We start from the raw sequence: 3752 nt of genomic DNA on the forward strand, positions 1-3752 counted from the left end.
TTTTTAGTTTATTTTTAATAATTACAACAATTACTATCACAACTACATTAATATTTAAATCAAAACCTGAAAAATCAGAGATTCTTTTATCCAAAAAAGACAGTAATAATTTAATTAAAAAAACTAAAAAAATAGAATCTAAACCAAAAGAAGATGAAATTGAAAAAATAGATGATAGTAACATTGATTATGAAATTAAATCAGAACAACCTATTAATGATATCAATTCAAAACTTCCTTTAGAAAATGAACACATTAATAACTCACAATTAAAAGAGGATACTAATATATCAAATAAGTTAGATATATTAAAGACAGAAAATGAAAAGAGTGAAGATTTAACTAACAATAAAATTAATGAACAAAGTCAATTAGAAACTGCAGAACCTGATAAAAAAATAAAGAAAAAACAAGTGATTTTTATTTTAGGTCATGAACAAGATAATATAATGCTAGAATACAATCCAGATGATATTGAAAAAACTTTTAATCTGCCAGTGGTTCCTATTGTTGATAAATTTGATTTTATAGGGTGAAAATATAAAAATTCTGATAAAAACTTTTTAAAGCCTGAGCAAGATGAATTAGATATTATAAAAATTGAAGCGGTTTATAAGCAATATTGAACAATTAGTTATAATCTTAATGGTGCTGCCTTTATTGATGAATCATATTTTCCAAAAAAATATTATAAAGATAATAGAGAAAAACAATTAAGGAAAATATTTGATAATTTAGTAGTTAAAAAGAAACTTTCAACTGATTATGGAGAAATTAGATTTATTACTATAAATAATGAATTAAATTATATTGATTTTAATCAAAAATTTCCTAATTTAGAAAATTTAACTGCTGAAGTTGTAATTAAAAAAAAGGAAGTTAGATTTAAATTGTTTACAAAATTTGAAAACAAAGATGGAACTATAAATGATACTTTTAGTGACAATGAAAATGAGCCTTATGATTATAACACTCCAACACACAAAGGAATTGAGGGGGAAAGAATTTCAATTAAAACATATCAAGAAGGAATTGATAAAGAATTTGTATGACCAACATGTAATGGTTGTTTTGAAAGAAAATGATATAAAATCATAATAAATAATCAAGATGAATACACTAGAGAAGAATTTGAAAAAAATTTGGAAAAAAAATTTACCAGTTCTTAAAAGTGACAATTCCACTAGCGTTACTTTATACTTTAAAGGATTAAAAAATTAATTTCAAAAAATCTAATCTTAAATAACATTTATAAATTTAATTAAATTTGAGTTAAAAAATCTTGAAATTAAATTAAAACTAAATAATTGCTTTCTCTATAATTTAAATAAAAATTTCAAAATTTTCATTTTAATTTAAATTATTATGTTTTAATTTTATGAAAATAAATTTTAATTATTTTAAAAATAAAAATAAAAAAACTGATTATAACTTTAATTTTTTATGATGAAATATTTAAAATTTTAATTTAAAAAACTTGCATGAAGCAAGTTTTTTAATTTAAATAAATTTAAAGCAAAATAATTAAATTCTATATTTATTAATTACAATGGTTTCAAGTCTAATTGATACAATATCACTAGGATTGTTTTTTGGATTTATTATTACTGTATTTGTAAATTTAATTTCTCCATTTATAATGTTATATATAGATTCATATCTTACATCAAGTTTATTTAATCCACCAAGTTTTGCTAATCTATTTCCTATTGCTGAATTAGTCGCCTTTAATGCTTCAACAACTAAACCAAATTTTCTTAATTTATCTTTTTCTTCATTAGTTGAATCAAATTTTTTATTTTGCAAATCAATTATATTGATTGGTTGAATATCATAAAGTGATTTTAATTTGAGTGAATTTTTTAAATTTGTTCATTCTTTGTTTTGTTCACTAGTAAAGATAGAATCTGAATTATCAATAGTTCCAATATTATCTTGTCCAAAAAATCTATCATTTAAAATGTAATTTTTTAATAATATTTGATATTTTTGTTCATGACCTTTTAGACCAAAAGTAACAAGATTTTCAGCTATATAACCATCAAAATCATCTTTTAATTCAAAATTAATATTGAGATCTAATTTTCCAGATTGATAAAATTGATCTAATTTTTTTGCCATTTCTGTAAATATTTGTTTTGGATTTTGCTCAAGTGTAAATTTAATTATTTTAATTTGCTTGTCTTTGCTTTCTGAAGATAAATCAAAAAATGTAACTGGTAATATATTTGCATTTTCAGTTTTCTTTGATAAATCAAATTCTTGAATTAATCCAGGTGTCTTTGGAGTAAAACTATCTGTAACATTAGTTCATTCTGTTTGTTCTGATTGTGTTAATACTACAGGAACTACAACCTCAAGAGTTTTTTCATCACTAAAAGTGTTAGGAATATATACATCAATTAAATTATTTACACTTTCTTGTGTATTTGAACTATCAATTTGATTTTCAGTTCCTACCACTACTTTTTCTAAAGTATAAGTTCCTGATGCTAAATTTTCGAAAATAAATTCAGCAGTATCACTAGAAGTGATTGAAGCTTTCTTACTTATATATATGTTATTTGTTGTGTTATTTTTAATAATTGCTTTAAAATAAGCTTTGTTTTGTGGATTTTGTAAATTAACTCTATTATCTTCTATCTTATAAACAAATGAATAAGGATTTTTATCATTTTTAGAAATCAATGATTTAATTTGAATTATTGATTGTTCAATATTTTTATTTACTAAAATATCAATGTTTTCTGTAACATTTGTAGAATTTGAATTAGAAAGTAAGTTGTTAAATGCAACATCTGGACCATAAACTATTTCATATCCTGTTAGTTGATATTTATGATTTAAATGAGGATTAATAATTTCAAATTTTACTAATTTTTTTTCATTTTCTTTTGTAACTTTCAAGTTTTCTACAGTTAAAATAGCATTTGGATTATTTAAATCTTTATATTTAATTTTAATAGTAGAATTAGAAGTTAAAACATTATCTAAATCATTTAATAAAACTTTTACTACTATCTTTGTAATATCTGACTCATCTTTAAGAAATTCAGAAGTTAACTCTCAATTAGTTTGACTTGGAAGCATTTTAAATTTTTGATTGTTTAATGCATTTAATTCCACATTAGAATCTAGATCAATTCAAATGTTATTTGCTTGCTGGTATTGAACTTTTTTAAATGTGTATTCACGATTTTTAGCTAAAATGCCATTGTTTATTTCAAAATTTAGTGTTTCATTATTTTGGTTAATTGAATTAGAAGAAATAACTTCAATTTCTTTTTTTACAACTTGATTATTTTCATCTAAATCATTAAAATCAAAAATTAATTTGAGTTTTTTACCTATAAATCTTTTTGCTAATTTTTCATATTCTAACTTAATAAATACTTTTTCTAAATGATTGTACTCTTGGTTTATTTTTTCAATATCTTGAGCATCAACAAATTTTAAACTTGTTAATTTAAATAAATTTTCTTTTGTTGTAAATTCAAAGAAATGATTTTCTGCACTAGAAATATTTTGATAATTAGCATAAATTAAAGATGGTTGAGTTGCTAAATTACTAATTGGATTAGCAAAAGTAATTTTTTCAATTTGATAAGTTGTATCTTCATCTAAAGAATTAAATTCAACTTGAACTTTTGCTGTAGATTTATCAGAATTAATTTCAGATAAATTTAAAATTAACTCATGTTTGTCAGATTGATTTATTTTGTTTTTTACAATAATTTTAACTGTTTGATTTT

2 protein-coding genes are annotated in these 3752 nt (G+C 21.2%); one reads left to right on the forward strand and one right to left on the reverse strand.

What is annotated here, in order from left to right; translation table 4 throughout:
• The coding region (locus U744_RS04735; protein ID WP_036432147.1) for a hypothetical protein at positions 1 to 1169 on the forward strand (1169 nt) is incomplete at its 5' end.
• 355 nt (positions 1170 to 1524) lie between these two features.
• Here U744_RS04735 and U744_RS04740 read toward each other — a convergent pair.
• Positions 1525 to 3752: hypothetical protein (locus U744_RS04740; protein ID WP_036432150.1), on the reverse strand; the 2228-nt coding region annotated here is incomplete at its 5' end.

This window comes from Mycoplasmopsis cricetuli ATCC 35279 (assembly GCF_000526955.1).
Taxonomy (GTDB): Bacteria; Bacillota_I; Bacilli_A; order Mycoplasmatales; family Metamycoplasmataceae; genus Mycoplasmopsis; species Mycoplasmopsis cricetuli.